This is a genomic window from uncultured Paracoccus sp. (assembly GCF_945915435.1).
GTDB lineage: Bacteria > Pseudomonadota > Alphaproteobacteria > Rhodobacterales > Rhodobacteraceae > Paracoccus.
Map to the genome: position 1 here is coordinate 1 of NZ_CAMEFG010000020.1, position 22,665 is coordinate 22,665.

Annotated in this window: 20 protein-coding genes and 1 pseudogene; 13 read left to right on the top strand and 8 right to left on the bottom strand. The window is 66.1% G+C overall.

What is annotated here, in order from left to right; translation table 11 throughout:
- The 11 genes and pseudogenes from Q0O97_RS08460 to Q0O97_RS08510 form a co-directional block, all read left to right on the top strand.
- Positions 1 to 411 (top strand): annotated as a pseudogene (locus tag Q0O97_RS08460) (malate dehydrogenase); the annotation flags it as partial.
- A gap of 350 nt (positions 412 to 761) precedes the next feature.
- Entirely contained in the window at positions 762 to 1,955 is a 1,194-nt protein-coding gene (gene sucC, locus Q0O97_RS08465; RefSeq protein WP_294927344.1) for an ADP-forming succinate--CoA ligase subunit beta, read from the top strand.
- Between the two features lie 35 nt (positions 1,956 to 1,990).
- The gene (locus tag Q0O97_RS08470) at positions 1,991 to 2,521 is read left to right on the top strand and encodes a hypothetical protein (protein WP_294927347.1); all 531 of its coding nucleotides are present in this window, start codon (positions 1,991 to 1,993) and stop codon (positions 2,519 to 2,521) included.
- A 42-nt stretch (positions 2,522 to 2,563) separates the two neighbouring features.
- Entirely contained in the window at positions 2,564 to 3,448 is an 885-nt protein-coding gene (sucD, locus tag Q0O97_RS08475; RefSeq protein ID WP_294927350.1) for a succinate--CoA ligase subunit alpha, read from the top strand.
- A gap of 132 nt (positions 3,449 to 3,580) precedes the next feature.
- Entirely contained in the window at positions 3,581 to 3,955 is a 375-nt protein-coding gene (locus Q0O97_RS08480; protein WP_294927353.1) for a hypothetical protein, read from the top strand.
- A gap of 189 nt (positions 3,956 to 4,144) precedes the next feature.
- Positions 4,145 to 7,117: a 2-oxoglutarate dehydrogenase E1 component gene (locus Q0O97_RS08485; protein ID WP_294927358.1), complete on the top strand. Its 2,973-nt coding sequence runs from the start codon at positions 4,145 to 4,147 to the stop codon at positions 7,115 to 7,117.
- 4 nt (positions 7,118 to 7,121) lie between these two features.
- Positions 7,122 to 8,666 carry a 2-oxoglutarate dehydrogenase complex dihydrolipoyllysine-residue succinyltransferase gene (gene odhB / locus Q0O97_RS08490; protein WP_294927361.1) on the top strand — a complete coding sequence of 515 codons (1,545 nt, stop codon included), beginning with the start codon at positions 7,122 to 7,124 and terminating at the stop codon, positions 8,664 to 8,666.
- Positions 8,667 to 8,845: 179 nt separating this feature from the next.
- Positions 8,846 to 9,103 carry a hypothetical protein gene (locus tag Q0O97_RS08495; RefSeq protein WP_294927364.1) on the top strand — a complete coding sequence of 86 codons (258 nt, stop codon included), beginning with the start codon at positions 8,846 to 8,848 and terminating at the stop codon, positions 9,101 to 9,103.
- Positions 9,103 to 9,495 (top strand): MAPEG family protein, encoded by a 393-nt coding sequence (locus Q0O97_RS08500; protein ID WP_294927366.1) that lies wholly within the window; start codon positions 9,103 to 9,105, stop codon positions 9,493 to 9,495. Before Q0O97_RS08495 ends, Q0O97_RS08500 begins: the two co-directional genes overlap by 1 nt.
- A 43-nt stretch (positions 9,496 to 9,538) precedes the next feature.
- Entirely contained in the window at positions 9,539 to 10,918 is a 1,380-nt protein-coding gene (lpdA, locus tag Q0O97_RS08505; protein WP_294927368.1) for a dihydrolipoyl dehydrogenase, read from the top strand.
- A 376-nt stretch (positions 10,919 to 11,294) separates the two neighbouring features.
- Entirely contained in the window at positions 11,295 to 11,756 is a 462-nt protein-coding gene (locus Q0O97_RS08510) for a lytic transglycosylase domain-containing protein (RefSeq protein WP_294927371.1), read from the top strand.
- Between the two features lie 83 nt (positions 11,757 to 11,839).
- Here the strand turns inward: Q0O97_RS08510 and Q0O97_RS08515 are convergent, their stop codons facing one another.
- Genes Q0O97_RS08515 through Q0O97_RS08525 form a run of 3 tightly spaced genes read right to left on the bottom strand, consistent with a single transcriptional unit; the run spans position 11,840 to position 14,214 of the window.
- Entirely contained in the window at positions 11,840 to 12,871 is a 1,032-nt protein-coding gene (locus Q0O97_RS08515) for an NAD-dependent epimerase/dehydratase family protein (protein WP_294927374.1), read from the bottom strand.
- 16 nt (positions 12,872 to 12,887) lie between these two features.
- Positions 12,888 to 13,313 (bottom strand): GFA family protein, encoded by a 426-nt coding sequence (locus Q0O97_RS08520; RefSeq protein ID WP_294927377.1) that lies wholly within the window; start codon positions 13,311 to 13,313, stop codon positions 12,888 to 12,890.
- Between the two features lie 58 nt (positions 13,314 to 13,371).
- A complete protein-coding gene (locus Q0O97_RS08525; protein ID WP_294927380.1) occupies positions 13,372 to 14,214 on the bottom strand; it encodes a MoxR family ATPase in 843 nt (280 codons plus the stop codon).
- Between the two features lie 150 nt (positions 14,215 to 14,364).
- Between Q0O97_RS08525 and dksA the strand changes: the two genes are divergently transcribed.
- Together dksA and Q0O97_RS08535 are read left to right on the top strand one after the other, a co-directional pair.
- Positions 14,365 to 14,787, top strand: a complete 423-nt coding sequence (gene dksA / locus Q0O97_RS08530; protein WP_294927383.1) for an RNA polymerase-binding protein DksA — start codon at positions 14,365 to 14,367, stop codon at positions 14,785 to 14,787.
- Between the two features lie 119 nt (positions 14,788 to 14,906).
- Positions 14,907 to 16,037, top strand: a complete 1,131-nt coding sequence (locus Q0O97_RS08535; RefSeq protein WP_294927386.1) for an FAD-dependent monooxygenase — start codon at positions 14,907 to 14,909, stop codon at positions 16,035 to 16,037.
- On the opposite strand, the gene glmM is transcribed toward Q0O97_RS08535, so the two are convergent.
- From glmM to Q0O97_RS08560, 5 genes are all read right to left on the bottom strand, one after another.
- The gene (gene glmM, locus Q0O97_RS08540; protein WP_294927389.1) at positions 16,034 to 17,377 is read right to left on the bottom strand and encodes a phosphoglucosamine mutase; all 1,344 of its coding nucleotides are present in this window, start codon (positions 17,375 to 17,377) and stop codon (positions 16,034 to 16,036) included. The two genes, Q0O97_RS08535 and glmM, sit on opposite strands and share 4 nt — an antisense overlap.
- Before the next feature lie 12 nt (positions 17,378 to 17,389).
- A complete protein-coding gene (folP, locus tag Q0O97_RS08545) occupies positions 17,390 to 18,361 on the bottom strand; it encodes a dihydropteroate synthase (protein ID WP_294927392.1) in 972 nt (323 codons plus the stop codon).
- A 73-nt stretch (positions 18,362 to 18,434) separates the two neighbouring features.
- Positions 18,435 to 19,220 carry a dihydroneopterin aldolase gene (locus Q0O97_RS08550; protein WP_294927395.1) on the bottom strand — a complete coding sequence of 262 codons (786 nt, stop codon included), beginning with the start codon at positions 19,218 to 19,220 and terminating at the stop codon, positions 18,435 to 18,437.
- A gap of 69 nt (positions 19,221 to 19,289) precedes the next feature.
- The gene (locus tag Q0O97_RS08555; RefSeq protein WP_294927398.1) at positions 19,290 to 19,841 is read right to left on the bottom strand and encodes a cell wall hydrolase; all 552 of its coding nucleotides are present in this window, start codon (positions 19,839 to 19,841) and stop codon (positions 19,290 to 19,292) included.
- Between the two features lie 269 nt (positions 19,842 to 20,110).
- Positions 20,111 to 22,660 carry a putative PEP-binding protein gene (locus Q0O97_RS08560; protein ID WP_294927515.1) on the bottom strand — a complete coding sequence of 850 codons (2,550 nt, stop codon included), beginning with the start codon at positions 22,658 to 22,660 and terminating at the stop codon, positions 20,111 to 20,113.
- Positions 22,661 to 22,665 lie beyond the last annotated feature (5 nt).

Genomic DNA, 22,665 nt, shown 5'->3' on the forward strand with positions numbered 1-22,665 from the left:
CGCTATTCGACCGTGGCGGGCATCCCGCTGCCGGATCTGGTCAAGATGGGCTGGACAAGCCAGGAAAACCTGGACGCCATCGTCCAGCGCACCCGCGACGGCGGCGCGGAAATCGTCGGCCTGCTGAAAACCGGCAGCGCCTTCTACGCCCCCGCGACCTCGGCGATCGAGATGGCGGAAAGCTATCTCAAGGACCAGAAGCGCGTCCTGCCCTGCGCGGCCCATGTCAAGGGCGCCTATGGGCTGGACGGCCTTTATGTCGGCGTGCCGACCGTGATCGGCGCGAACGGGATCGAGAAGGTCATCGACATCGAACTGAACAGCGACGAACAGGCGATGTTCGACAAGTCGGTCGATGCGGTCAAGGGCCTGGTCTCGGCCTGCAAAGAGATCGACAACACGCTGGCCTGATCGCCTGATCGGTCCGTTTTCGGAAGAACCCGCAAGCCACCGGCCTGCGGGTTTTTTTCATGGCCGCCGTTTGTGATCACAGTCTGGCGCAGGATGATGACCCTCCAGGCGCCGGAACGCGGCCCGCACGAATCACCTGCACCCCCGTCCAGCGAGAGGTAGACCGGCCCACGCAAGGGACATGGCGGATTGCTGCGATGCAGCACCGCCGTTTTTGTGATCACACCCCTCGGGCCTGCGATCACAAACGGCGAAATTTCTCCAATTGCATCGCATTTACGGGAAATTAGGTTTCTTGTGCGACATGACCTATGCCACAACTCGGCGAACCGAATTTGCGGGGGACTACGATGAACATCCATGAATACCAGGCCAAGGCGCTGTTGCGTCAATATGGCGCGCCGGTCAGCGATGGCCGCGCCGTCACCAAGGCCGATGAGGTGAAATCCGCTGCGGGCGAACTCGACGGGCCGCTTTGGGTCGTCAAGGCGCAGATCCACGCCGGCGGCCGCGGCAAGGGCCATTTCGTCGAGAAGGAGGCCGGTGAAAAAGGCGGCGTCCGCCTGGCGAAATCGGTGTCCGAGGCCGAGGAACTGGCCCGCCAGATGCTGGGCCGCACGCTGGTCACCCACCAGACCGGCCCCGTCGGCAAGCAGGTGAACCGCATCTATATCGAGGACGGCAGCGACATCGAGCGCGAGCTGTATCTGGCCCTGCTGGTCGATCGCTCCACCTCGCGCGTCAGCTTCGTCGCCTCGACCGAGGGCGGCATGGACATCGAGGAAGTGGCGGCCAACACGCCCGAAAAGATCGTCAGCTTCAGCGTCGATCCGGCATCCGGCCTGTCGGATTTCCACGGCCGCCGCGTGGCCTTCGCCCTCGGGCTGCAAGGCGCGCAGGTCAAGCAATGCGTGGCGCTGATCAAGAACCTCTATCGCCTGTTCCTGGACAAGGACATGGAGATGCTCGAGATCAACCCGCTGATCGTGACCGACAAGGGCGATCTGAAATGCCTCGACGCCAAGATGGGCTTCGACAACAACGCGCTTTACCGCCAGCCCGACATCCTCGCCCTGCGCGACGAGACCGAGGAAGACCCCAAGGAACTGGAAGCGTCGAAATACGACCTGAACTATATCGCGCTGGATGGCGAGATCGGTTGCATGGTCAACGGCGCGGGCCTTGCGATGGCCACGATGGACATCATCAAGCTGTTCGGGGCCGAGCCTGCGAACTTCCTGGACGTCGGCGGCGGCGCGACCAAGGAAAAGGTGACCGAAGCGTTCAAGATCATCACCTCGGACCCGAACGTCAAAGGCATCCTGGTCAACATCTTCGGCGGCATCATGCGCTGCGACATCATCGCGGAAGGCATCATCGCCGCCGTGAAAGAGGTCGGCCTGCAAGTCCCGCTGGTCGTGCGGCTTGAGGGCACCAACGTCGATCTGGGCAAGAAGATCATCGCCGAATCCAGCCTGAACGTGATCGCCGCCGACGACCTGTCGGACGCGGCCCAGAAAATCGTGAAAGCGGTCAAGGGCTGATGAGGCGCAAAGGCTGCATCATCGCGCTTTGCCTGATGGCGACCTCGACCGCGCAGGCGGCGGATATTTCGGGGAAAGAGCTTGCGGACAAGCTTTTTTCCGATTGCGATGCCGCCCTTGCCGATCCGGCCAGCGTGCTGGCGCTTGCCGACATCACCTCCGAGGCGCCTGCGATGGCGACCACCGATGGCAAGGTCCTGAGTGCGACGATAACGCTGACCGACGCGGAGGGCGACTTCATCGGCGCCAACTTCGTCACTGCGCGCAGCCTGCCCGGCGGAACCGCCGTAAGTTGCATGTTGACGCTGTATGGCAACGTCGTTCGCGACGAAACCAGAGCCAGCCTGCACGATACGACGCTTGCCAATGCACATGCCTTGATCGGAGAGGATGGCGTCACGGTCGGCGGGGCGGTCGGCGGGCCTGCACTTCTGAAAATGGCCGACGCGCCAACAGAGGTCAAAGTGTTGGCCAGCCCCGATTTTCCGCCTTCGGCCAGCGTGGCGATTGCCACGTCGGACGGTTTCACCAACGTCACCGTAGAAAGATTCCGGGCCGCGCCATGATGCGTCGCGGCCAGACGAGACACATATATCAAGGAGGCCCAAGTGGCTGTTCTCGTAGATAAAAACACCAAAGTCATCTGCCAGGGCCTGACCGGCTCGCAGGGCACGTTCCACACCGAACAGGCGATCGCCTACGGCACGCGGATGGTCGGTGGCGTGACGCCGGGCAAGGGCGGGACCGAGCATATCGGCCTGCCGGTCTTCAACTCTGTCCACGAGGCCGTGGCGAAAACCGGCGCGAATGCCAGCGTGATCTATGTCCCGCCCCCCTTCGCGGCGGATTCGATCCTGGAGGCCATCGACGCCGAGATTCCGCTGATCGTCGCCATCACCGAGGGCATCCCGGTGCTGGACATGATGCGCGTCAAGCGTGCCCTGCAAGGATCGGGATCCCGCCTGATCGGGCCGAACTGCCCCGGCATCATGACGCCCGACGAATGCAAGATCGGCATCATGCCCGGCTCGATCTTCAAGCGCGGCTCGGTCGGCGTCGTGTCGCGTTCCGGCACGCTGACCTATGAGGCGGTCAAGCAGACCTCGGACGTGGGTCTGGGCCAGTCCAGCGCGGTCGGCATCGGCGGCGACCCGATCAAGGGGATGGAACATATCGACGTGCTTCAGATGTTCCTGGACGACCCGGAAACCGAGTCGATCATCATGATCGGCGAGATCGGGGGATCGGCCGAGGAAGAGGCCGCAGAATTCCTGGCCGAGCAGAAGAAGAAGGGCAAATGGAAGCCGACCGCCGGTTTCATCGCCGGGCGCACCGCGCCTCCGGGCCGGCGCATGGGCCATGCCGGCGCCATCGTCTCGGGCGGCAAGGGCGACGCGGAATCGAAGATCGAGGCCATGAAGAAGGCCGGGATCGTCGTCGCCGACAGCCCCGCGGGTCTGGGCGAGGCCGTTCTGAAGGCGATCGGCAAATAAGGCTTTTGACTTGGGCATTGCCGCTACCTACCTTGGTGGCAATGCCATTCCGACAGTATGGTGTTCGACGTGTTCGAAAATGCATCGCGATCCGACGGCGGCAAGGCCCCCCCTTCCGGGGCCGGATCTTTCGTGATCGCTTCGGGCAGGCCCAAGCGGATGGGCCGGGCCGCAGGGCTTGGCCCGCTGTCGCTTTGCGTCCTGCTGGTGCTGGCGGGCTGCGGGGCCGCGCCGACCGACGACATCCTGCCGGGCGGCGTTCCCGCCGCGACCGACCTGCATCGCACGACCAGCCTGCCGCCCGCCTCGGTGCGCTCGGTCGCGCGCAAGGATGCGGGCTGGCGCGTCATCTACCACCCCGCCCGCGCCCCGGCCAATGCCGAACAGGGCGCCGCCGCCGCGCTGTGCCGGCTTGAGCGCAAGCGCCCGGCCCAGATCATCGTGGTCCCGATGGCCGCGCCGATGGACGATCCGGGCGCGCGCATGATCGACGTCATCTGCGGGTAGGGTCATGCGCATGTCTTTCAGCTTCGGCCCGCCTTCTGCCCCCGCCTGCTTCCGGCGGGCCGCGCGGGCGGGCTTTCGATCCGCGGCCCCTTGCGCCGCGCGAACCTTGTCATCCTTCGTCGCGGGCCGGTCTTGGCCGTCCCCTTCATCCCGGCCCGGCAGCGGGCCGCAACCTTCCAGGGCTGTGCAATGAACGACCAATCCCCCAGCGGCAACGCAGCGTTTCACGACTCGTCCTTTCTGCAAGGACAGAACGCCACCTATGTCGAGCAGCTTTATGGCCAATGGGCCAAGGACCCGGCGGCGGTGGATGCCGCCTGGGATGCGTTCTTTTCCAGCCTCGGCGACGAGCAGTCGGACGTGACGCGCGAAGCCGCAGGCGCAAGCTGGCGCCGCGCGGACTGGCCGCCGATGCCACAGGACGAAAACACCTCGGCGCTGACCGGGGAATGGCCGCAGTCCACCAAGGCCGAGGCCGATGCGGCGATGAAGAAGATCGGCGGCAAGGCCAGCGAAAAGGGCGTTTCCCTGACCGATGAGCAGATGCGCCGCGCCGTGCTGGATTCGGTGCGCGCGATCATGCTGATCCGCGCCTTCCGCATCCGCGGCCACCTGTTTGCCGACGTCGATCCGCTGGGCCAGCGCGAAACGCCGACAACGGGCGAGCTGGACCCCGCGACCTACGGCTTCGGGCCGAACGACCTGGACCGCCCGATCTTCATCGACAATGTCCTTGGCCTTCAGGTCGCCACGGTCCGCCAGATCGTCGAGCTGATGCGGCGCACCTATTGCGGCACCTTCGCGCTGCAATTCATGCATATCTCGGACCCCGAGCAAGCCGCCTGGCTGAAGGAGCGGATCGAGGGTTACGGCAAGGAAATCAGCTTCACCCGCGAAGGCCGCCGCGCCATCCTGAACAAGCTGGTCGAGGCCGAAGGCTTTGAAAAGTTCTTGCATGTCAAATACATGGGCACCAAGCGCTTTGGCCTTGACGGCGGCGAATCCCTGATCCCCGCGATGGAGCAGATCATCAAGCGCGGCGGCCAGTTGGGCGTCAAGGACATCGTGGTCGGGATGCCGCACCGGGGCCGCCTGTCGGTTCTGGCCAATGTCATGGGCAAGCCCTATCGCGCGATCTTCAACGAATTCCAGGGCGGCAGCTTCAAGCCCGAGGACGTCGATGGTTCGGGCGATGTGAAATATCACCTCGGCGCGTCCAGCGATCGCGAATTCGACGGCAATTCCGTCCACCTGTCGCTGACCGCCAACCCCAGCCACCTGGAAGCCGTGAACCCGGTGGTTCTGGGCAAGGTCCGCGCCAAGCAGGACCAGATGAACGACACCGAAACGCGCGCGGCGGTGATGCCGATCCTGCTGCATGGCGACGCGGCCTTTGCGGGCCAGGGGATCGTCGCGGAATGCTTTGGCCTTTCGGGCCTGCGCGGCCACAAGACCGGCGGCACGATCCACATCGTGGTGAACAACCAGATCGGCTTTACCACCGCGCCGCATTTCAGCCGCTCGTCGCCCTATCCGACCGATATCGCGCTGATGGTCGAGGCGCCGATCTTCCACGTCAACGGCGACGACCCCGAGGCGGTCGTCCACGCCGCCCGCGTCGCCACCGAGTTCCGGCAGAAGTTCCACAAGGACGTCGTTCTGGACATCTTCTGCTATCGCCGCTTCGGTCACAACGAAGGCGATGAGCCTATGTTCACCAACCCGGCGATGTACAAGCAGATCAAGGGCCACAAGACGACCTTGCAGCTTTACACCGACCGCCTTGTCGCCGACGGGCTGATCCCCGAAGGCGAGATCGAGGACATGAAGGCCGCCTTCCAGTCCCATCTGAACACCGAGTTCGAATCGGGCAAGGAGTTCAAGCCCAACAAGGCCGACTGGCTCGACGGCAAATGGTCGGGCCTGAGCGTCGAGGGCGAGGACTACATGGCCGGCCAGACCGGGATCGAGCGTTCGACGCTGGACGAGATCGGCCGCGCGCTGACCTCGGCCCCCGCCGAATTCGCGCTGCACAAGACGGTCGGGCGCCTGCTGGAAGCCAAGAAGAAGATGTTCGAGACCGGCGAGGGTTTCGACTGGGCCACGGGCGAGGCGCTGGCCTTCGGCTCGCTGCTGCTGGAAGGCCATCCGGTGCGCCTGTCGGGCCAGGATTCGACGCGCGGGACCTTCAGCCAGCGCCATTCCGCCTTCATCGACCAGGCGACCGAGGATCGGTATTATCCGCTCAACCATATCCGCCAGGGGCAGGCGCGCTACGAAGTCATCGACTCGATGCTGTCGGAATATGCGGTGCTTGGCTTTGAATATGGCTATTCGCTGGCCGAACCCAACGCGCTGACCCTGTGGGAGGCCCAGTTCGGCGATTTCGCCAACGGCGCGCAGATCATGTTCGACCAGTTCATCAGTTCGGGCGAAAAGAAATGGCTGCGCATGTCGGGGCTGGTCGTCCTGCTGCCGCATGGGTTCGAGGGGCAAGGCCCCGAACATTCCAGCGCGCGGCTGGAGCGCTTCCTGCAAGGCTGCGCGGAAGACAACTGGATCGTAGCGAACTGCTCGACCCCGGCCAACTACTTCCACATCCTGCGCCGCCAGCTCAAGCGTAACTTCCGCAAGCCGCTGATGCTGATGACGCCGAAATCGCTGCTGCGCCACCCGCTGGCGACCTCGAAGGTCCAGGATTTCCTGCCCGATTCCAGCTTCCGCCGGGTGCTGTGGGACGACGCGCAAAGCGGCGGGTCCGAGTTGACGCTGAAGCCGGACAGCGAAATCCGCCGCGTCGTCATCTGCTCGGGCAAGGTCTATTACGACCTGCTGCAAGCGCGCGATGCCGCCGGGGCCGACGATGTCTATCTGCTGCGGCTGGAGCAGTTCTATCCCTTCCCGGCACAAACCATGTCGCGCGAGCTTGAACGCTTCAAGCAGGCCGAAATCGTCTGGTGCCAGGAAGAACCCAAGAACCAGGGCGGCTGGTCCTTCGTGGAACCCAATATCGAATGGGTGCTGAACCGCGTCGGCGCCACGCATGGCCGCGCCCGCTATGTGGGCCGCAATGCCGCCGCTTCCGTCGCGACCGGCCTCGCCTCGCGCCACAAGGCCGAGCAAGAGGCGCTGGTCCACGAAGCCATCACGATCGGAGAATAGGCCAATGGCTGTCGAACTGCGCGTCCCCGCACTTGGCGAATCGGTATCCGAGGCGACCGTGGCCACCTGGTTCAAGAAACCGGGCGACCGCGTCGCCGTGGACGAAATGCTGTGCGAGCTGGAAACCGACAAGGTGACAGTCGAAGTGCCGTCCCCCGCCGCGGGAACGCTGGCCGAAATCGTTGCACCCGAGGGCCAGACCGTCGCGCCCAACGCATTGCTTGCGCAAATCGCCGAGGACGGGAACGCAGGTCCCGAAGAAATGTTGCCGCGCGAACGACCGGCGGCCAATCCCAAGGAAGGACAAGAGAGAATGAGCGGAAAAGCCGTCGATGTGATGGTGCCCACCCTGGGCGAAAGCGTCACCGAAGCCACCGTCGCGACATGGTTCAAGAAGGTCGGCGATGCGGTCGCGCAGGATGAAATGCTGTGCGAGCTGGAAACCGACAAGGTCTCGGTCGAGGTTCCGGCACCGGCTGCGGGTGTCCTGGCCGAGATCCTCGCGCCCGAGGGCGAAACGGTCGAGGCCAGCGCCCGGCTGGCCATCATCACCGAAGGCGCCGCCGGCACCGCCCCCGCGCCGCAGACCGCCGATCCCAAGGTGCAGGACGCGGCGGCCACCCAATCGCCCGGCGCCGGTCCCGAGCAACTGACGCCGCGCCGCGATGTCGAGGACGCGCCCTCAGCCAGGAAGGCGATGGCCGAGGCCGGGCTCACCCGCGACCAGGTGCAGGGTTCGGGCCGCGACGGCCGCGCGATGAAGGAAGACGTGGCCCGCGCCGCGGCGGCGCCGTCAGTCGCACCCGCACCGGCGGCGGCCCCGCGTCAGCCCGGATCGGCCGCCGACAGCGCGCGCGAGGAACGCGTCAAGATGACCCGCCTGCGCGCCACCATCGCCCGCCGCCTCAAGGATGCGCAGAACACCGCCGCGATCCTGACCACCTATAACGAGGTGGACATGTCGGCGATCATGGGCCTGCGCAACGAATACAAGGACGCCTTCGAAAAGAAGCACAAGGTCAAGCTTGGCTTCATGTCCTTTTTCGTCAAGGCCTGCTGCCACGCGCTGAAGGAAGTCCCCGAGGTCAATGCCGAGATCGACGGCGGAGATATCGTCTACAAGAACTTCGTCCACATGGGCGTCGCGGTCGGCACCCCCACCGGGCTGGTCGTGCCGGTCCTGCGCGATGCCGACCAGCTTTCCTTTGCCGATATCGAAAAGCAGATCGGCGAGCTGGGCCTGCGCGCCCGCGACGGCAAGCTGACGATGAACGACATGCAGGGCGGCACCTTCACCATCTCGAACGGCGGGGTCTATGGCTCGCTCATGTCCTCGCCCATCCTGAACCCGCCGCAATCGGGTATCCTGGGGATGCACAAGATCCAGGAACGCCCCGTCGTCGTGAAGGGCGAGATCGTCATCCGCCCGATGATGTATCTGGCGCTGAGCTACGATCACCGCATCGTGGACGGCAAGGGCGCGGTGACCTTCCTCGTCCGCGTCAAGGAAGCGCTGGAGGACCCCCGCCGCCTGCTGATGGATCTGTGATCACAAAACGGAAAGGGGCGCGATTTCCCGCGCCCCTTCCTTCATCGCGCCTCGTTTGCACCCCTGCGGGCCGGAAAAACCACCAGCCGATCCCGGCACTTGCAGCCTTCGGGGCATGACAGACGCGCAATCTTCGCACCTGCGGACCGCACCCGCAGCCCTGACAGGAGAACCGAGCCATGACCCAGATGATCGCCCGCTACACCATCGCCGATTACGCCCGGTTCAAGCCCGCCTTCGACGCCGATGCCGAGGATCGCGGCAACAACGGGCTGTCGCTGCTGCAACTGTGGCGCGAGGATGACAGCCATGTCTGGGCGCTGTTCCAGGTATCCGACGCCAAGGCCGCGCGCGCCTATCTGGACGGCGCGGCGGGGGCCTTCAACAGCCTGGCCGGGGTCACGGGGACCGGGTTCCACTTCGTGGAAACCGCCTGATGTCTGCCGAGATGACCGCCCTCGGCCTTGCCGCGCTGTTACAGGCGGTCCAGATCGGATTGGCCGGCGCCTCGATGAACCGCGACACCGGCCCGCGCTGGAACGCCGGGCCGCGCGACGACTCGCCCCCGCTGTCGCCCATGACCGGACGGCTGCGCCGCGCGGTCGACAATCATTTCGAGGGGCTGATCCTTTTCACCATCGCCGTGGTGCTAGTGGTCTTCTGGGACCGCACCAGCCCGCTGACGGTGCTTTGCGCGTGGCTCTATCTGGCGGCGCGCGTGCTTTACGTGCCCGCCTATGCCTTCGGCTGGTCGCCGTGGCGCTCGCTCATCTGGGCGGTGGGATTCGTGGCGACGCTGGCCATGATCCTGATCGCCCTGTTCACCTGACCCGCGCGACCCACCGGGGCCGCGACACTTAATGGAGACCTGAATGTCCTACGATCTCATCGTCATCGGCGCCGGCCCCGGCGGCTATGTCTGCGCCATCCGCGCGGCCCAGCTTGGCCTGAAGGTGGCCTGCGTCGAAGGGCGCGAGACCCTTGGCGGCACCTGCCTGAACGTGGGCTGCATCCCCTCGAAGGCGCTGCTGCACGCCAGCCACATGCTGCACGAAACCCATGAGAATTTCGAGAAGATGGGCCTGATGGGCGCCGCCCCCACCGTCGATTGGGACAGGATGCTGGGCTACAAGTCCGAGACCGTCGGCACCAACACCAAGGGGATCGAATTCCTGTTCAAGAAGAACAAGGTGGACTGGCTGAAAGGCTGGGCCGAGATCGAGGCGCCGGGTCGCGTCAAGGTCGGCGATCAGGTGCATGAGGCGAAGAACATCGTCATCGCCACCGGCTCGGTCCCGTCCAGCCTGCCGGGCGTGACGGTCGACAACGACGCGGGCGTGGTCGTCGATTCCACCGGCGCGCTGGCGCTGAAGAAGATCCCCGCCTCGATGGTGGTGATCGGCGCGGGCGTGATCGGGCTGGAGCTGGGTTCGGTCTACGCCCGCCTCGGCGCGCAGGTCACGGTGGTCGAATATCTGGACGCGATCACGCCGGGCATGGACGGCGAGGTGCAAAAGCAGTTCCAGAAGCTGCTGACGAAACAGGGGCTGGAGTTCATCCTCGGCGCCGCCGTGTCCAAGGCCGAGGGCGGCAAGGTCGAATACAAGCTGCGCAAGGACGACAGCGCCCATGAGATCGAGGCCGAGGTGGTGCTGGTCGCCACCGGCCGCCGCCCCCATGTCGAGGGGCAGGGGCTGGACAAGCTGGGCGTCGCGCTGACCGACCGCGGTTTCGTGCAGATCGACAAGCACTGGCAGACCAGCGTGCCCGGCATCTACGCCATCGGCGACGCGGTGCCCGGCCCGATGCTGGCCCACAAGGCCGAGGACGAGGGCATGGCGGTGGCCGAGACCATCGCAGGCAAGCACGGCCATGTGAATTACGACGTCATCCCCGGCGTGATCTACACCGCGCCCGAAGTCGCCTCGGTCGGGCTGACCGAGGCCGCGGCGAAGGAATCGGGCCGCAAGGTCAAGGTCGGCAAGTTCCCCTTCATGGGCAATGCGCGTGCCAAGGCGATGTTCCAGGGCGACGGTTTCGTCAAGATGATCGTGGACGCCGAAACCGACCGCGTGCTTGGCTGCCATATCATCGGCCCGAACGCGGGCGAGATGATCCACGAGGTTTGCGTGGCGATGGAGTTCGGCGCCTCGGCCGAGGATATCGCCCTGACCTGCCACGCGCATCCGACCTGTTCGGAAGCGGTGCGCGAGGCCGCGCTGGCCTGCGGCGATGGCGCGATCCACGCCTGAGCGCCGATCCGGCGGGCCGCCCCCCGGCCCGCCAATGCGCCGGCACTCGGCATGAGCTGGTCGCGGTTGTTTCAGCGATGGTCTGTCAACGATGGCCCGGTGGATTCTTCTCGGATCCGCCCCCACGATCGGCGCGCTGGGCTGCATCCTCGCGGCGTTGTTCCTGTTCGGGACCAAGGCCCCCTGGCTTGTTCATCCCGTCGCTGCCGGGTGCGACAGGTTTTCCGCTGCTTGCGTTGCATGATCCCAAAACACGCGCTTCCCGTAATGGATAACGCACGGACACGCCCTTTTTCCTTGCGGCAAGGCCTTTGCGCCCCTATCCGATAGCCACCGGCACCAGAACCGGACGAGGCACATACCCGGAGCAAAGACCATGATCCTTCGCAGAAGCCTGATCCTGTCGGCCCTTGCACTTGCGGCCTGCGGCGGCGGCACGAAACGCCCGCGCGATTTCGGCAGCCCCGACCTGCACCCCAACGAGACGCCCGAACTGCGCCGCAAGATCAACTACTGGTCCGACCATTACCAGGTTCCGCGTTCGCTGGTGCATCGCGTCATCATCCGCGAATCCAGCCACCGCCCCCATGCGCGCAACGGTCCCTATTACGGGCTGATGCAGATCCTGCCCGAAACCGCGCGCACGATGGGCCACCGCGGTTCCCCCAACCAGTTGCTGGATGCCGACACCAACCTGCAATATGCCGTCAAATACCTGCGCGGCGCCTATATCGTCGCGAACGGCAACCATGATCGCGCGGTAAGCTGGTATGCGCGCGGCTATTATTACGAGGCCAAGCGGCGCGGATTGCTGGAACAGACCGGCCTGCGGGGGTGATGCGGGGACGGCGGGTTTGCGGAACCCGGATGGTGTTCGCCCTGAACAGCCCCTCGGTTTTCCGGGGCGGCCCGTTGCTGATTTCAGGAATTTCGCAAGGCAAGCTCGGCCATAGCTGTTCTTTCATCAACAACATCGGTGCAACCAAGCTCTACACGGATTTTCCCGGTGTCGAGGACAAGATGCTGCCTATAGTCAAACGGCGGTGGAACGGGTGTCTCGCCGTTTCGCGCTGGCAATGATGCCAGCCGCTCGCCCACTGTTGGCGTGACTTCCTCTCCGACATTGAAAACCGCATTGCGCGCTTTGGGGTGAGATGCGCCCGCAACGATTGCAGCGGCGACGTTCTCGACGTGGCCATGAGTCCAACGCCACCCCGGCACCCCCGCAAAGTTGTAAACGGTCGAAAGATCACTGTTGTCTTCCGGTCCATAGACCTTGGGAAGACGCAGAATGGTCCAGTCGAGGCCGGGCCTATTCTGCACGGCGCGCTCTGCCAGAATCTTGTCGTAGTCGTGGGCGTAAGTGCCAAGCTGCGCCTCCATGCCACGATAAGGATAGAGAACCGAGCGAAGCGGCGCATCCTCGCGCAGAGGCACCGCCTCTTGCGGTCCCGGTTCTGTTTTCATCAACCGTCCATAGGCCCGGTAAACATCGCAACTCGAAACGAGAACAAGGCGGCCAGTTCGCCCCGCGAATGAACGTGCGGCGGCATCTGCATCGGCTTCGCCCATCGCAACCATATGGATGACGATATCCCAATCGCGCATCAGATCAGCCGGAAATGCCGTTATCGGATATTCCGCCGAAGCATCCAGAACGTGCTCGATTTCCGGCAGGATCGGGTTGGAGCTTGTCCCGCGATGAAAGGCTGTAACCTGCGCACCGGCATCATGCAGACGCCGCACGACATGCGCACCGATAAAGCGGGTTCCGCCGATAACCAAAGCCTTCATCGTCATTCCTTCCGAATTTCCCGAAACCTGCGACAAGAAAATGTCTATCGCCTCAGGATCCGGGGCAAGGTCGCGCGCAAGGTCGAACTTTGCCGCCACGGCCGTTTCCGGGGTTCGATCATGTAGCCAGTCATCGGGCTGCATGATGGCTTGGCGCACCCAGCCGCTTTTGCGCCTATTCGGCGGGGCTGAACCTCAGAACACCCGCGATTTTGGGACCTCCGGCGGAATCCGAAGGGTGCGAAACGCCGTCCATAACCACGACTTCAGCAAAATCAAACGGGCTGATGCCGTTGATACATGCGATGTTGATTCCGAACTGGCTGGGATTGGAACGACGCTGGTGGTGGGTATAGATCCCACAGGTCTTGCAGAAATAGTGCTTCGCGGTTCCGGTATTGAACTGATAAAGCGTCAGGTTATCTTCGCCCTTGACGAATTCGATATCCGAAAGCTGCGCCGAAGCGGCAATGGCGCCACGCATCCGGCAATAAGAGCATGAACAACGCCGGATCGTATTGAATTCATCCGTCAGTCGAACCTTGAACTGCACGGAGCCGCAATGACAAGCCGCGTTGTGCTGGGGTCGCAGGTGATTCATCGGTGGCTGCCTCCTTTCCGGCTGCAAGACCTTGGCGCAGCGATTGCGCCCATCCCCCTCACCGCCCCTGCCGCCGGGCCATGAAGGCCAGGCGTTCGAACAGCGACACGTCCTGTTCGTTCTTCAGAAGCGCGCCGTGCAGGCGGGGCAGCATCTCGCCCGCAGGGCGGCTGAGGTCCTCGGGGGACAGGTCCTCGGCCAGGATCAGCTTCAGCCAGTCGAGGAATTCGCTGGTCGAGGGCTTCTTCTTCAGCCCCGGCACCTCGCGCAGTTCAAAGAACTGGTTCAGCGCCTCGTCCAGCAGGCGCGGCTTCAGGCCGGGGAAGTGGACATCCACGATGCGCCGCAGCACCTCGGCGTCGGGAAAGCGGATATAGTGGAAGAAACAGCGGCGCAGGAAGGCGTCGGGCAGTTCCTTTTCGTTGTTCGAGGTGATGACGACCACCGGGCGATGGGCGGCGCGGATGGTCTGGCCGGTCTCGTAGACGTGGAACTCCATCCGGTCGAGCTCTTGCAGCAGGTCGTTGGGAAACTCGATGTCGGCCTTGTCGATCTCGTCGATCAGCAGGACGACCTTGCGAGGAGCCTCGAAAGCCTGCCACAGCTTGCCCTTGCGGATGTAATTGCCGATCTCGTGGACGCGGGCATCGCCAAGCTGGCTGTCGCGCAAACGTGACACGGCATCGTATTCGTAAAGCCCCTGCTGGGCGCGGGTGGTGGACTTGACGTTCCACTCGACCATCTCAAGCCCCAGCGAGGCCGCGACCTGCCGGGCCAGTTCGGTCTTGCCGGTGCCGGGTTCGCCCTTGACCAGCAGGGGACGTTCCAACGTGATGGCGGCGTTGACGGCCATCGTCAGGTCGGGCGGCGCGACATATCGGTCGGTGGACGAAAATTGCATGAAATCTATCCCCTGGCTGCGGCGGAACCTAGCCAGCGCCGTGACGGGACGCAAGATGCGCCCAAAGGGGGGGCTGCGCTAGTGACAATGACTCGTCCATAAAGTATTGGGGCCGCATGAACGGGTTCAGCACCCGCTCCTGGAGGACCGATGAAAGCCCAGACCTTCCTGCCCGATGACTACCGTCCCGCCGAGGACGAGCCTTTCATGAACGAGTTGCAACTGGAATACTTCCGCCGCAAACTGGTGGCGTGGAAGCAGGAACTGCTTAGCCAATCAGCCGAAACGCTTGAAGGATTGCAGGACAGCGCGCGCAACGTGCCCGACCTTGCCGACCGCGCGAGCGAGGAAACCGACCGCGCGCTGGAACTGCGCACCCGCGACCGCCAGCGCAAGCTGGTCAGCAAGATCGACGCGGCGCTGCGCCGAATCGAAACCGGTGAGTATGGTTATTGCGAAGTGACCGGCGATCCGATCAGCCTCAGGCGGCTGGACGCGCGCCCCATCGCGACCATGACGCTGGAGGCGCAGGAACGCCACGAGCGGCGCGAACGGGTCCACCGCGACGACTGAACGCCCATTCGGGATGACCGCCACGGGGAGGGATGCGGGTTGACCGGACAAGCAATGCAAGGGCCTGCGCCGATCCGGCGGGCAGGCCGCCACCGCGCCGGGCTGCAAGGAACCGCGATTTGCCGGGCGCGCTGAAGGGCCGCCGCATCACCGTGGTCGGCGCCGGGATCGCGGGGCTGACGGCGGCCATCGCCTGCGCGCGGCGCGGCGCGCATGTCACGCTGCACGAACGCGCGGATGCCCTGCGCGAGGTGGGGGCGGGCTTGCAGATCTCGCCCAATGCCATTCGCGTGCTGGACGCGCTTGGGACCGGCGACGCCTTCCGCGCGGCATCGCTGCGCAGCCACGGGGTGATGTTGCGCGATTCCGCCGGGCGGCAGGTAACGCTGCTGGACCTGGCGCGCCATCGCCCGCAGGACCAGTTCCGCCTGATCCACCGCGCCCGGCTGGTCGAGGTGCTGGCCGAGGCCGCAACCGAGGCCGGCGCACGTCTGGAACTGGGCTGCGAGATGGCCGGCCCGCCGCCCGATTGCGACCTGATCATCGCCGCCGACGGCGTCAAAAGCGTCCTGCGCCCCCTGCTCAACGGCACCGAGGCGCCCTTCTTCACCGGCCAGACCGCATGGCGCGCGCTGATCCCCGACCGGGGCGACACGCCGCCGCTGGCCGAGGTCTACATGGGACCGGGCCGCCATCTGGTCAGCTATCCCCTGCCCGGCGGATTGCGCAACATCGTCGCCGTGATGGAGCGCCGCGAGTGGCAGGCCGAGGGCTGGAGCCAGGAAAGCGACCCCGAGGATCTGCGCGCTGCCTTTGCCCGCTTCGATCCGCGCGCGCGGGGCTGGCTGGACCAGGTCCAGCGGGTCGGCATCTGGGGCCTGTTCCGCCACCCGGTCGCCGCCAACTGGCAGGACGGGCGCATCGCGCTGGTGGGCGATGCGGCCCATCCGACGCTGCCCTTCATCGCGCAGGGCGCCGTCATGGCGATCGAGGATGCCTGGGTGCTGGCCGCCTGCCTTGACGCCGACCCCGATCAGGGCGCTGCGCTGGCGCGCTACCAGGCGCTGCGCCAGCCGCGTTGCAGCAAGATCGTGCAGGCCGCCAACAAGAACGCGGGCAACTATCACCTGCGCGGCCCGGCCCGCGCGGTGGCCCATGCGGGGCTGCGCGGCATCTCGCGCCTCGCCCCCACCGCCCTGATCGAGCGTTTCGCCTGGCTTTACGACTACGACCCGACCGGCGCCGTCTAGGCCGCCGACCGGACCGCGCCGACGATATCCTGCACCACCTGCCGCAGGACGGTTTCGTCCTCGGCCTCGGCCATGACGCGGATCAGGGGTTCCGTGCCCGATTTGCGGATCAGCACGCGGCCCGTGCCTTCCAGCCGGGTTTCGGCCTGGCGGATCGCGGATTTGACGCTTTCGGCATCCAGCGGGTTCGCGCCCGGCGCATAGCGGACGTTTTCCAGCAGTTGCGGCACCGGCTGGAACTGGCGCAGCAATTCCGATGCGGGCACCTGCGTTTCGGCCATCGCGGCCAGGAATTGCAGCGCCGCGATCAGCCCGTCGCCGGTCGTCGCATAATCGGTCATCACGATATGGCCCGACTGCTCGCCGCCAAGGTTGAAGCCCTGCCGGCGCATCCTTTCGACGACATAGCGGTCGCCGACCGAGGTGCGTTCCAGCCGCAGCCCCCGGCCCTCCAGGAAATGCTCAAGCCCCAGGTTCGACATCACCGTCGCCACCAGCGCGCCGCCCCGCAGCCTGCCCTGCCGCGCCCAACGGTCGGCCAGCAGCGCCATGATCTGGTCGCCATCCGCGACATGGCCGGTCTCGTCGATCAGCATCAGCCGGTCGGCATCGCCGTCAAGGCTGATGCCCAGGTGCGCGCCATGCCGCCGCACCGCCTCGGCGCAGGTCTGCGGATGGGTGGAACCCACGCCGTCGTTGATGTTGAAGCCATTGGGATCGACCCCCAGCGGGATCACCTCGGCCCCCAACTCCCACAGCACGTCCGGCGCGGCGCGATAGGCGGCGCCATTGGCGCAATCGACGACCACCTTCAGCCCGTCCAGCCGCTGGCCCGCCGGAAAGGTGGTCTTGGCATATTCGACATAGCGCCCGCGCCCGTCCTCGATCCGCCGGGCGCGGCCGATGTTGCCGGGTTGCGCGGGGGTGATCTCACCCGCCAGGATGGTTTCGATCTCGGATTCGGCGTCATCGGACAGCTTGAAGCCGTCGGGACCGAAGAACTTGATGCCGTTGTCATGCGCCGGGTTGTGGCTGGCCGAGATCATGATGCCCACATCCGCCCGCATCGAGCGCGTCAGGAACCCCACCGCGGGCGTCGGCACCGGGCCAAGCAGCAACACGTTCATGCCCGTGCTGGTCAGCCCCGCCGTCAGCGCGTTTTCCAGCATATAGCCCGACAGCCGGGTGTCCTTGCCGATGACGACGCGGGGGTGATCCTCGCTCTTGCGGCGAAAGAAGCGCCCCGCAGCGGCGCCAAGGCGCAGCGCCATCTCGGCGGTCATGGGATAGCTGTTGGCCCGGCCCCGCACGCCGTCAGTGCCGAAAATCGTTCTGCTCATCTTCATTCCTCGTCAAGCGAGCGCGCTCCACAGGCGCAGCCCTTGTTTTATTTCCCCCGCATCATGGACGCGGTGGATCTGGATGCCCTGCGCCACCGCGGCCAGCGTCAGGGCCAGCGTGCCGGGCGCACGGGCCTGCGGGCTGTCGGCTCCGCCGATCCGCCCGACGAAAGCCTTGCGCGACACGCCCAGCAACACCGGCACCCCCAACCCGTGATAGACCGAGATCCGGCGCAGGATCGCAAGGTTATGGTCCTGCGTCTTGCCGAAGCCGATACCGGGGTCCACCACGATCCTGTCCCGCCCGATGCCGGCCCGCAGGGCCCGCGCGATACGTTCGGCCAGCGCGTCGTAGACGTCCAGCACCACGTCATCATAGCGCGGATCGTCCTGCATGTCTGCGGGCAGGCCCTGCGCATGCATCAGGCACAGCGCAGCGCCGCTTTCGGCCACGACCGCCGCCATGTCCGGGTCGAAATCCAGCCCCGAGACGTCGTTGATCATCCCCGCCCCCGCCGCCACACCGGCCCGCGCGACCACGGCCTTGCGGGTATCGACCGAGACCGGCGCCGCGCAGCGCAGCGCGGCGATCAGGGGGGTGACGCGGGCGGCTTCGGTTTCCGGCGCGACGGGCTGCGCGCCGGGACGGGTCGATTCGCCGCCGATGTCCAGGATATCGGCCCCCTCTGCCACCAGCGCGCGCGCATGGGCGATCCCCGCGCCCTGATCGGCCAGCGCGCCCCCGTCCGAAAAGCTGTCGGGCGTCATGTTCACGATACCCATCAGGCGCGGGCGGTCCATCGCCAGGTCCAGCACCGGCGGACGCGGCGCGGTCAGCCGGGCCAGCACCTCGTCGGGGATGTCGCGGGTCGGCTGAGGGGCCTGCCCCCGGCGCAGCAACTCGCATTCCGAAAAGCGCACCCAGCCACCGGCCAGCCGCCAGCGGCCGGTTTCGCAGGGCACGGGACGAAAATAGCCGGGCATCGCATCATTCCTGACATTCTGGCGCATCCTGGGCCGTTTTCATCGCCCGTGCCGCCAGTTGCAAGCCCAAAGCCTAGCTCAACCGCCCCATCGGCAGGTCCAGCCCCGCAGGCGTGGCAGGCATATCCCGATCCGGCGGCAAGGCCCAGTCCAGCGCAACGGCATTCAGCCGCCCCGCCAGCCACAGCGCAAGCCGGCAGGGGTCCGCATCCTGCCCCGCCTCGTCCGCGACCATCCGGCAGGGCGCCCAGACGACGCGCTGGCCATTGGCGGCGGCCCAGTCCAGTTCCGTCCGGCTGTCGGCGACCTGCAAGCCCAACCGGCCCGCCAGCGCCCATGCCGCCTGATCCAGCGCCAGCAGGGCGATCATGCGCACGTTGCCACCTTCGGGCAGCGGCAGGCCGGGCGCGTCGGGGACGACGACCAGCGCACCCTGGGGCAGCGCGGCGGGATGGCCGTAAAAGACCACCCGAACCTCGGGCGCGCGCAGATCCGCCTGCACCCGCGCGGCGCGGCGCACCAGCGTCACCCCAAGCGCGCCGGGCACGCGGTCCAGCTTTTCGATGGTCACCTCGACCTGCGCGGCGCGGGGATGTTCCAGCACTTGGGCCGCGATCTTTTCAGCCAGCGTTTCCAGCAGGTTATAGCGCCGGTCGGCCAGCCCCGCCTCGATCGCGCCGGTCAGGATGTCATAGCTGAGGATGCGGTCCACCTCATCATCCACGCCGATCACCGGCAGGGCCAGATCGACCGTCAGGTTGAAGCGCAGGCGCTGGTCCTGGCCGCGCTCGGTCTGGAAGGCACCGATATCGGCGGCAAGGACGTAATCGCGAAGGTGAATGCGGTCAGGCTGGTCCATGTCTTTTCTCTATCAAAAAAATACCCGATGGCGGAACCATCGGGCACAAGACGGAACTTTGCCTGTTACTCAGTTCGATGCAACCCTCTGGCCGCCGGGACGGTAAAAGATATGGCTGCCGATGCGCGTGGTGCGCGTGAACTGGCGCGACCAGCTTGGGCGCACGGCGGGGGTGTGGAAATAGGTCGCCCCGCCGGTCAGGGTCCGCGGTGCCCCCGCAAGGGCCGAGGCGGCGATATTGCGCGCGCGCTGATAGGCCGCCTGTTCAGCGTAGCGGCCCGACACGCGGCCCTTGTAGCTGAACTGGCCGCGCTGGTTGACGACGCCGCAGACGCTGGACGGAAAGCGCGGGCTGTCCACCCGGTTCAGGATGACCTCGGCCACGGCCTGCTGGCCCTTCACGCCTTCGCCGCGGGCTTCGTGATAAAGCGCCTCGGTCATGCATTGCAGGTCGCCCGGGTCGATCGTGGCCTGCTGCTGCGCGGGCGCGCGCGCGGTGCTGCTGGGCGCGAAGCTATTGATGAGACTGCCGTTGGCGAAGGCCGGGATCGCAGCGATGGATAGGGCGAGGGCGGTCGCGCAGATCGAAACCTGCGCGCGCCATGACACTTTCTTCGTCATGTTTTCCTGTTTTCTTCCCGAGCAGCGGGTTTCGAATGGGTCTGGTGGGCCACCGCCACATCCGGCCCCTTGGGGCGCCGGGGCAGCGTGACGGCAGGATCGGGCCGAGAAAGACCAAAAAACCACCCCATACGGCCAGCACACAGCTACGTGAGGCCCGGATTCTTGGCGAAATATTAGTTAATCGGCAGGTTTATGCCGAGCGATCCGAATGATTTCAGCAAGTTCCGGCCAAAATCGCCAACCCGGCAAGGCGCGGGTGAACCGATTCAGAGCGGCTCGCAGGGCTTTCCCGAGGTAGCGAGAATCGTTTCACGCGCCGCCGCCAGCCGCGCCACCGGCACCCGGAAGGGCGAACAGGAAACGTAATCGACCCCCGCGCCGATGCAGAAGGCGATGGATTCCGGGTTGCCCCCATGTTCCCCGCAGATCGAGATGGTGATGCCGGGGTTCGAGGCGCGGGCGCGCTCGACCCCGATGGCGATCAGCTCACCCACCCCCTGCTGGTCGAGGATGTGGAAGGGATCCTCTTCGTAGACATGCTGGCCGACATAGGTGCCCATGAAGCGGCCCGCGTCGTCGCGCGACAGCCCATAGGTCATCTGCGTCAGGTCGTTGGTGCCGAATGACAGAAAGGCGCAATGCGGCGCGATATCGCCCGCCCGCAGCGCGGCGCGGGGGGTTTCGACCATGACGCCAAGGCGGAACTCGAAATCCACACGCGATTCGTTGCGCACGGCGGCGGCGATGGCATCGACGCGGGTCTTGACCAGTTCGACCTCACGCCGGGCGCTGACCAGCGGGATCATGATCTCGGGGATGACGGTCACGCCGTCCTTCTTCATGGCGACGGTAGCCTCGAAAATCGCGCGGGCCTGCATCTCGTAGATCTCGGGGACGGTGATGCCCAGGCGGACGCCGCGCATGCCCAGCATGGGGTTGAACTCGGACAGGGCCTCGACCCGGCGGATGACGTCGGACATGGGCAGGTCCAGCGTCTCGGCCAGTTCGCGCATGCCGTCGCGGTCGTGGGGCAGGAATTCGTGCAGGGGCGGGTCGAACAGGCGGATGGTTACCGGCATGCCCGCCATCGTCTGGAACAGCTTGGTGAAATCGGCACGCTGCATGGGCAGGATGCGGTCGAGCGCCAGCCGCCGGTCCTCGGGCGTGTCGGCAAAGATCATCTCGCGCATCGCAGGCAGGCGGGCGTCGTCGAAGAACATGTGTTCCGTCCGGCACAGCCCGATGCCCTGCGCCCTGAAACGCTGCGCCGTGCGCGCATCGGCGGGCGTGTCCGAATTGGCGCGCACCCCGATGGTGCGGATCTCGTCGGCCCATTCCAGCAACCGGGTGAAGCAATCGTCCAGCGCGGGTTCCAGCAGTTGGGCCGCGCCCGCGATCACCTCGCCCCGCGTTCCGTCGATGGTCAGCGTGTCGCCTTCCTGAAACAGCCGGTTGCCGATGCGCATGGTCCGGGCGCGAAAGTCGATGGCGATGCCCTTGGCGCCCACGATGCAGGGCAGGCCAAGCCCGCGCGCGATGACGGCGGCATGGCTGGTCATGCCGCCCCGCTCGGTCAGGACGGCGACGGCGGCATGCATGCCGCGGATGTCCTCGGGGACGGTTTCGCGGCGGATCATGACGCAGGCCTCGCCCCGCGCCTCGCAATCCTGGGCGGCGGCGGCGGTAAAGACGATCTGGCCGGTGGCCGCGCCGGGGCTGGCGTTGATGCCGCGCGTGACGATATCGCGCGCGCCGCCGGGATCGACCTGCCGGTGGAGCAGGTCGCTGAGCGCGCGCGGCTCGACCCGCATCACCGCATCGGCGGGCGAGATGATGCCGTCCTGCGCCAGCGCCACCGCGATCCGCACCGAGGCGCGCGACGTCCGCCCCACCCGCGTCGCGTCGATGATCGAGATGCACCCGTCGGTCAGGACATATTCGATCTGCATTTCCTCGCGCAAGCGCTGGCGCGCGGCGGTGCCGAAACCGACCAATTCGGCAAAGACCTCGGGCGCGGATTCTTCCAGCGAAGGGCCGCGCGGGTCACGGGTCAGGTAAAGCGTCCCGGCCCCCTCGCCCTGCGCATTGCCCTGGGTCTGGCCGCGAAAGCGTCCGGTGATGCGCGGATGGCCCGTCGCGGGATCGACGAACTGGATCGTGCCCGATCCCGTCACCCCCGGCCCGATCGCCAGCGCCATGTCCTGCACGACCAGCCCCAGGGGCGCATAGGCCGGCGCCCCCTTGGCCTGGCGCAGAAGCCGCGCGGTCGGCCCGTCCCAGGCCCGCGCCATCGAACGCATCACCTCGGCCAGTTGCCGCGCGGGATCCTGGGGAAACTCGTCGTCGGTTTCGGCCCGATAGGCGTCGAGCAGGCTGCGCAGGTCGCTGTCGTCGCCCGAGAACATGTCCGGGTCCAGCCGCGCGACATGGATCGCGAAGGAGCGGACGAAATCGCGATAGAGCGCATCGGCGGCCACCTTGCCCTGCTGGCGCGCGATGCGGGTGTGAACCTGGTCGTTCATGCCCACGTTCAGCACCGCCCCCGGTCCGCCCCAGGCCGGATCCACCGCCGAGGGCCGGACGCCGACAAGCCCGCCCCCTTGCGCGATCAGCGCCGCCAGCCTTGCGCGGTCGGGCATGCCGCCGCTGGCGATGGCACGCACGGCCTCGGTCGAGACGGCATGGCTGTGGGGCACGGGCAGGTCCATGCGGATCAGCCGTTGCAGGCATTTCGCCCGCCAGCCGTGGAGGGCCGTGTCCACCCCCGCCACAGGGGTGATTTCGACAATGGCGAGTGGATCGTTGAGCGCGTTCATGGCCC

Bases quoted from the DNA above. Each gene is read 5' to 3' on its own strand.
- sucC (WP_294927344.1), top strand. From the start codon at position 762: ATGAACATCCATGAATACCAGGCCAAGGCGCTGTTGCGTCAATATGGC.
- Q0O97_RS08470 (WP_294927347.1), top strand. From the start codon at position 1,991: ATGGCGACCTCGACCGCGCAGGCGGCGGATATTTCGGGGAAAGAGCTT.
- Q0O97_RS08485 (WP_294927358.1), top strand. From the start codon at position 4,145: ATGAACGACCAATCCCCCAGCGGCAACGCAGCGTTTCACGACTCGTCC.
- odhB (WP_294927361.1), top strand. From the start codon at position 7,122: ATGGCTGTCGAACTGCGCGTCCCCGCACTTGGCGAATCGGTATCCGAG.
- Q0O97_RS08495 (WP_294927364.1), top strand. From the start codon at position 8,846: ATGACCCAGATGATCGCCCGCTACACCATCGCCGATTACGCCCGGTTC.
- Q0O97_RS08500 (WP_294927366.1), top strand. From the start codon at position 9,103: ATGTCTGCCGAGATGACCGCCCTCGGCCTTGCCGCGCTGTTACAGGCG.
- lpdA (WP_294927368.1), top strand. From the start codon at position 9,539: ATGTCCTACGATCTCATCGTCATCGGCGCCGGCCCCGGCGGCTATGTC.
- Q0O97_RS08510 (WP_294927371.1), top strand. From the start codon at position 11,295: ATGATCCTTCGCAGAAGCCTGATCCTGTCGGCCCTTGCACTTGCGGCC.
- Q0O97_RS08520 (WP_294927377.1), bottom strand. From the start codon at position 13,313: ATGAATCACCTGCGACCCCAGCACAACGCGGCTTGTCATTGCGGCTCC.
- Q0O97_RS08525 (WP_294927380.1), bottom strand. From the start codon at position 14,214: ATGCAATTTTCGTCCACCGACCGATATGTCGCGCCGCCCGACCTGACG.
- dksA (WP_294927383.1), top strand. From the start codon at position 14,365: ATGAAAGCCCAGACCTTCCTGCCCGATGACTACCGTCCCGCCGAGGAC.
- glmM (WP_294927389.1), bottom strand. From the start codon at position 17,377: ATGAGCAGAACGATTTTCGGCACTGACGGCGTGCGGGGCCGGGCCAAC.
- folP (WP_294927392.1), bottom strand. From the start codon at position 18,361: ATGCCCGGCTATTTTCGTCCCGTGCCCTGCGAAACCGGCCGCTGGCGG.
- Q0O97_RS08550 (WP_294927395.1), bottom strand. From the start codon at position 19,220: ATGGACCAGCCTGACCGCATTCACCTTCGCGATTACGTCCTTGCCGCC.
- Q0O97_RS08555 (WP_294927398.1), bottom strand. From the start codon at position 19,841: ATGACGAAGAAAGTGTCATGGCGCGCGCAGGTTTCGATCTGCGCGACC.
- Q0O97_RS08560 (WP_294927515.1), bottom strand. From the start codon at position 22,660: ATGAACGCGCTCAACGATCCACTCGCCATTGTCGAAATCACCCCTGTG.